This is a genomic window from Janibacter sp. CFPM2_SD2 (assembly GCF_057364645.1).
The window spans coordinates 1-6,068 of the sequence record NZ_JBNFOF010000185.1 but is presented as its reverse complement, the minus strand read 5'-3'; the positions used below and the strand labels follow the sequence as shown (position 1 = coordinate 6,068).

Genomic DNA, 6,068 nt, shown 5'->3' with positions numbered 1-6,068 from the left:
TCCTGGGCCGACAGCTCGGCCATGCGCTCCCGCAGCGCCGCGACCGCGGAGCGCGAGTCGCCGACGAGGACCTCGGCGGCCTCGGCGACGGTGACCGCGTAGTCCTCGACGGGCACCTCGCCGGTGCACGGGGCGGAGCAGCGGCCCATGTCGGCGAGCGCGCACGCGGAGGTCGGCCGCCGCGGCGACAGCCGGGTGAGGCACTGGCGCAGGGGGACGGCGTCGTGGAGCGCGGCCATGGCCTCCTCGGCGGTGCCACGCGTGCCGAAGGGTCCGGCGAAGGCCAGGTCGTCGGGTCCCACCGAGCGCACGATCGACAGCCGGGGGAAGACCTCGTCGGTGAGCTTGAGCCACCAGGCGCGCTCGGGGTGGCGCGAGCGGCGGTTGTAGCGCGGCTTGTGCCGGGCGATCAGCCGCAGCTCGCGCACCTGGGCCTCGAGCGTCGTCGCGCAGACGATCGGGGTGATCTCGGTGGCCAGCCGCACCATCTCGCCCATGCGCCGGCGCTGCTCCGACGCGGTGAAGTAGCTGCGGGCGCGTGCGCGGATGTCGATCGAGGTACCGACGTAGAGCGGCTCGCCGCGCTCGTCCTTGAAGACGTAGACGCCCGGCGCCGACGGCAGCCCGTCGGCGAGGTGGCGCTTGCGCCGCAGCTCGTCGCTGACCCGTGAGGTGTAGGAGCTCAGCTCCTCGAGGGTGTGCACCCCGACGGAGCCGAGCCGCCCGATGAGCGCGTGGAGGACGTCGACGGTGGCGCGGGCGTCGTGCAGGGCCCGGTGGTCGGGGGTCGTCGTGGCGCCGAAGTACCTCGCGAGGGTCCCGAGCTTGTGGTTGGGCACCTCGTCGCGCGAGACGACCTGCCGGGCCAGCCGCACCGTGTCGAGCACGGTCGGTCCCGGCCAGCGCAGGTCGTGGGCGGCGCACGCGGCCTTGAGGAAGCCGATGTCGAAGCCGGCGTTGTGGGCGACGAGGACGGCGCCGCGGGCGAACTCGAGGAAGCTCGCGACGGCCTCGCCGGTGCGCGGGGCGTCGGCGACCATCGCGTCGGTGATGCCGGTCAGCGACTGGATGAAGGCGGGGATCGGCTCGCCGGGGTTGACGAAGGTCTGCAGCTCGCCGAGCTCCTCGCCGCCGCGCACCTTGACCGCGCCGATCTCGGTGATGCCGCAGTCGCGGGCCGACCCGCCGGTCGTCTCGAGGTCGACGACGACGAAGGTGACCTCGGCCAGCGGTGTGCCGAGATCACCGAGCCTGTCCTGGACGACCTCCATGACGACGACCGTAGGTCGCCCCACCGACAACGAGCGGGAGGCGCACGGTGTGACAGGGTGCCCTTATGCGGACCATGGACGATCTCGGGGACCCGGCCGACTTCTACCGCCACTTCGCCGAGCGCGAGGCGAAGGGGGAGTCCCGCACCTTCGAGGAGTGGGCCCGTGGCCTCGCGGCCGACCCCGAGGCGCTGGCACTCGTCGCGACGCTGCCGGTGCGCAAGCGCCAGCCCAACCTCGTCTTCGCGGCGGCCCGGTGGCACGGTGCACGCACCCCGTCCGGCTACGACGACCCCGGTGCGCTGCGCGAGGTGCTGCTCGGGCAGTGGCCGCAGGTGCGCGAGACGGTCCTCGCCCGCTCGACGCAGACCAACGAGGTCGGTCGGTGCGCGACGCTGCTGCCCGTGCTCGCCGGTCTCGAGGGGCCGCTGGCCCTCATCGAGGTCGGGGCGAGCGCCGGGCTGTGCCTGCACCCCGACCGCTGGTCCTACCGCTATGTCGACGACACCGGCGCGCAGGTCGCCCGCATCGACCCGGCGACCGGCCCCTCAGGCGTCGTCCTCGACTGCATCGTGCGCGGGGAGGCGCCGATCCCCCCTTCGGCACCGCAGGTGGTCTGGCGTGGCGGGCTCGACCTCAACCCGCTCGACCTCACCCAGCCGGACACCGCCCGGTGGCTCGAGACGCTCGTGTGGCCCGAGCACGAGGACCGCCGGGCCCGGCTGGCCGCGGCCTGCCGGGTGGTCGCCGACGCGCCCGTCGACATCACCCGCGGCGACCTGCTCGCCGACCTCGACGCGGTCGTCGACCGGGCGCGGTCCCAGGCACCCGACGCGACCCTCGTCCTCTTCCACTCGGCGGTCATCGCCTACCTCGACGACGCGGGCCGGAGGCAGTGGCAGCAGCTGGCCCACGACGTCGTCGCCGCGTCCGCGCCGACGGCGGCCGAGCCCACTGGGTGTCCAACGAGGGCGCCCGCGTCCTGCCCGACGTCACCGCGACCGCACGGTGCGAGGGAGTCGAGAGTGACTTCTGCCTCGGCCTCGACGCCTCGGCCGTCGGCTGGACCCACGGCCACGGCCGCCGCCTCACCTGGTGCTGACGCGAGCCGTCGCCCAGGCCACACGCAAGCGGACGATGGGGACGGGTTGGTCGCGAGCGGACGAAGGGAGGCGGGGCGGCGACGTCAAGCCGAAGTCCGGCACGACAACCGCCGGCCGCAGGACGACGAAGGGACTTCGGCAGTGTCGCCCCGTCTCCCTTCGGGAGCGGAAGCGCGCACGCGACAGGGGCAGCGGAGGCCGTGACGAAGGGCTGTCGGGGGTCGCTCCTAGCGTGGTCGGTGCCGGGAGGGACCCGGTGCGACGAGGAGGTGACGGACATGACCCGTCGACCCGGACTGCCCCTGACGATCGACTGCGGCACCTGCCCGGTCCAGCACGTCGGCTGCGCCGACTGCATCGTGACCGCGCTGGAGTCGCCGGCCACCCTCACGGACCCCGACCTGGCGCCCCAGCTGCCGCTCGACCGCCGCGAGCGCGAGGTCGTCTCGCGGCTCATCGCGGCGGGACTGGTCAGTGTCCAGGAGGCCAACGAGGCCCGCGCGGTCGCCGAGCCGATGGAGCACTACGACGACGTGCGCCGGTACGCGGGCTGAGCCCACGCACCGGCGCACGTCGATCGATCACCGGGGTGATCAGCTGCCGTAGAGCGCCTCCACGTCCTCCTCGAAGTCGCGCATGATGACATTGCGCTTGAGCTTCAGGGAGGGCGTCAGGGTGCCGTTGTCCTCGGTGAAGTCCTCGCTGAGGATGGAGAACTTGCGGATCGACTCGGCCTTGGAGACGGCCTTGTTGGCCTCGTCGACCGCGCCCTGGATCTCGGCGAGGACGGTCTCGTTGGTCCGGGCCTGCTCGATGGTCAGGGCGTCGAGGCCGTTGTTGGCCGCCCAGCCCGGGAGCATCTCCTCGTCGATGGTGACGAGCGCGGCGATGAAGGGCTTGCCGTCGCCGACGACGAGGCACTGGCTGATGAGCGGATGCGCGCGCAGGCGGTCCTCGAGGACACCGGGGGCGACGTTCTTGCCGCCCGCCGTCACGAGGATCTCCTTCTTGCGGCCGGTGATCTTGAGGTAGCCGTCCTCGTCGAGCTCGCCGAGGTCGCCGGTGCGGAACCAGCCGTCGACGATCGCGTCGGCCGTCGCCGCGTCGTTGCCGTGGTAGCCGCGCAGGACGTTGACGCCCTTGATGAGGACCTCGCCGTCGTCGGCGATGCGCAGCGAGACGCCGGGCAGCGCCGGGCCGACGGTGCCGATCTTGACCCGGTCGCAGGTTGACGGTCGCCGGCGCGGTCGTCTCGGTGAGGCCGTAGCCCTCGAGGATGGTCACGCCGATGCCCCGGAAGAAGTGGCCCAGACGGGTGCCGAGGGGGGCGCCGCCGGAGACGGCGTACTGCACCTTGTCGCCCATCTTGGCCCGCAGCGTGCTGTAGACGAGCTTGTCGAAGACGGCGTGCTGGAGCTTGATCTTCAGCGGCACCGACCCGGTGTCCTGACCCTCGGACCAGGCGATGGCGACGTCGGCCGCGCGGGCGAAGATCTTGCCCTTGCCGCCGGCCGTGGCCTGCTCGTTGGCCTTGTTGAAGATCTTCTCGAAGACCCGCGGCACCGCGAGGATGAAGGTCGGGCGGAAGGCCTGGAAGTCGTCGAGGATGTTGGCGATGTCGGCGCTGTGACCCATGCGGGCCTCCGCCGAGACCGCGAGGACCTCGATGAAGCGGGCGAAGACGTGCGCGAGCGGCAGGAAGAGCAGCGTCGACGCGTCGGAGCGGTGGAGGACGTCACCGAGCTTGGCCGCCGCGTTCTCGGCCAGGCCGAGGAAGTTGTCGTGGGTCAGCTCGCAGCCCTTGGGGCGGCCGGTCGTGCCCGAGGTGTAGATGATCGTGGCGAGCGAGCTGCGGCCCTGCGCGGCGATGCGCTCGTCGACCTGCTCCTCGGTGACCTCGGTGCCCGCGGCGACGATCGTGTCGAGGTCGCCGTTGTCGATGACCCACAGCTTCTCGATGCCGCCGGCGAGGTTGCCCGCGGCCTCCTGGGCGATGGCCTGGTGCTTCGCCGTCTCGACGACCGCGAATCGGGTGCCCGAGTCCTTGACGATCCACTCGACCTGCTCGGCCGAGCTCGTCTCGTAGATCGGGACCGGCACGCCGCCGGCGACCCACGTGGCGAAGTCGAGGACGGTCCACTCGTAGCGGGTGCGCGCCATGATGGCCAGCCGGTCGCCGGGCTGCAGGCCCTCGGCGATCAGGCCCTTGGCCAAGGAACGGACCTCGAGGTTGAACTGCGCCGCCGTGACGTCGCGCCAGGCGTCCTGCTCCTTGACGGTGAAGGCGACCGCTGCGGGTTGTTGTCCGCATTGCGCCCCGGCAGGTCCGCCAGGGAGTCGTCGGGGTTGCCCTCGATGAGTCGGGGCATCTGGCTGTCGTTCACGGGATCTCCTTCGTTCGCCGTCCGGTCCACCTGCTGGAGGCTGGGCTCGCGAGGAGCCTACCCGCGGGTTGGACGCTCCTCGGGGGGTCCTCTCGTGATGGTGGCCATACTCTTCCAGCGGGACCAGAGCTCCCGCCACCACTGCTCCCGAGCCACCCGAAGGACCTCCCGTGCCCCTGCTGCGCCCGGCCCCGCTCGTCGACATCGTCGACGAGACCTTCGTGCGCGCTGCCCCGGACGTGGTGCGTGCACGGCTCGAGGCCCCCGGTCTGCTCGACGGGCTGTGCCCCGGCGTGCGCCGGGAGGTCGTGCAGGACCGTGGGACGAAGGGGGTGCGCTGGCGGATCGAGGGTGAGGTCACCGGTCGCATGGAGGTCTGGCTCGAGGCCGCCCACGGCGGCACGATCGTCCACCACTTCGTCCACGGCGAGCACGGTCGGGGCTCGGCGCGATGGGCCCGGCGCTACCGGCGCCGGTGGAAGGGCGCGGTCCACGAGATCAAGGACCGCCTCGAGGGCCGCGCACGATAGTGTCGCCCGCATGGCCGACAGCACACGCTCCAGCACCGTCGTGGACGCCGCCCCCGGTGACGTCCTCGACATCATCGCCGACCTCGAGGCCTACCCCGAGTGGGCCAAGGAGATCACCCGGGTCGAGATCCTCACCGAGGACGGCGACGGCTGGCCCGACACCGCGTCCTTCACCCTCGATGCGGGCCCGATCAAGGACACCTACGTCCTCGACTACACGTGGGACGTCGACGAGGACGGCCAGGGAGTGGCCTCGTGGACGCTCGTCGAGGCGACGATGCTCAAGGTCATGGACGGCTCCTACACCCTCACCGCGCTCGAGGACGGCACGACCGAGGTCGTCTACGACCTGACCGTCGACGTCAAGGTCCCCATGCTCGGGATGCTCAAGCGCAAGGCCGAGAAGGTCATCATCGACACCGCGCTGCGTGACCTCAAGAAGCGCGCCGAGGCCTGAGAGGACCGTGCGCGCCCACCTCGTCGTCGGTGGCGGTGACCACGGTCCGGCCGTCGCCTCACGGGTGCTCGCCGCGCTGACCCCTCACCACGTGGTCGCGCGGCCGGCGCCCGACGACGGCCTGCCCGACCCCGTCGTCACCGCGCTCGAGGACCTGCTCGACCGGCTCCTCACGGCGCTGGACCTCCCTTCGCCCGTCGTCGCCGACCTCGTCTCGCGGATCCTGCCGCCGGAGCTGCCCGACCTGCTCCGCCTGGCGCGCCAGCTCCGACCGGGCCGGGCGCGACGGCCACGAGCTCGTCCTCGAGGTCGCGGTCGCAGGC

The 6,068-nt window shown here is 72.2% G+C and carries 7 protein-coding genes and 1 pseudogene; 5 read left to right on the top strand and 3 right to left on the bottom strand.

The window, feature by feature from the left end:
* A partial coding sequence (locus AC2W7J_RS14625) for a DEDD exonuclease domain-containing protein (protein ID WP_485983276.1) occupies positions 1 to 1,271 on the bottom strand: 1,271 nt, incomplete at its 3' end.
* Positions 1,272 to 1,345: 74 nt separating this feature from the next.
* Here AC2W7J_RS14625 and AC2W7J_RS14620 point away from each other — a divergent pair.
* Positions 1,346 to 2,578, top strand: coding sequence for a DUF2332 domain-containing protein (locus AC2W7J_RS14620; protein ID WP_485983274.1), 1,233 nt, complete (start codon positions 1,346 to 1,348; stop codon positions 2,576 to 2,578).
* Positions 2,579 to 2,652: 74 nt separating this feature from the next.
* Positions 2,653 to 2,928 (top strand): hypothetical protein, encoded by a 276-nt coding sequence (locus tag AC2W7J_RS14615; protein WP_255186072.1) that lies wholly within the window; start codon positions 2,653 to 2,655, stop codon positions 2,926 to 2,928.
* A gap of 39 nt (positions 2,929 to 2,967) precedes the next feature.
* Here AC2W7J_RS14615 and AC2W7J_RS14610 read toward each other — a convergent pair whose 3' ends face one another.
* Positions 2,968 to 3,369 (bottom strand): hypothetical protein, encoded by a 402-nt coding sequence (locus AC2W7J_RS14610; protein WP_485983272.1) that lies wholly within the window; start codon positions 3,367 to 3,369, stop codon positions 2,968 to 2,970.
* A 265-nt stretch (positions 3,370 to 3,634) separates the two neighbouring features.
* Positions 3,635 to 4,963 (bottom strand): annotated as a pseudogene (locus AC2W7J_RS14605) (AMP-binding protein); the annotation flags it as partial.
* Between AC2W7J_RS14605 and AC2W7J_RS14600 the strand changes: the two are divergent.
* From AC2W7J_RS14600 to AC2W7J_RS14590, 3 genes are all read left to right on the top strand, one after another.
* Complete coding sequence (locus tag AC2W7J_RS14600) at positions 4,929 to 5,288, top strand: hypothetical protein (RefSeq protein ID WP_255186074.1); 360 nt, start codon at positions 4,929 to 4,931, stop codon at positions 5,286 to 5,288. The pseudogene AC2W7J_RS14605 and the gene AC2W7J_RS14600 sit on opposite strands and share 35 nt — an antisense overlap.
* A gap of 10 nt (positions 5,289 to 5,298) precedes the next feature.
* Complete coding sequence (locus AC2W7J_RS14595; protein WP_255186075.1) at positions 5,299 to 5,745, top strand: SRPBCC family protein; 447 nt, start codon at positions 5,299 to 5,301, stop codon at positions 5,743 to 5,745.
* Between the two features lie 7 nt (positions 5,746 to 5,752).
* Positions 5,753 to 6,068: hypothetical protein (locus AC2W7J_RS14590; protein ID WP_485983269.1), on the top strand; the 316-nt coding region annotated here is incomplete at its 3' end.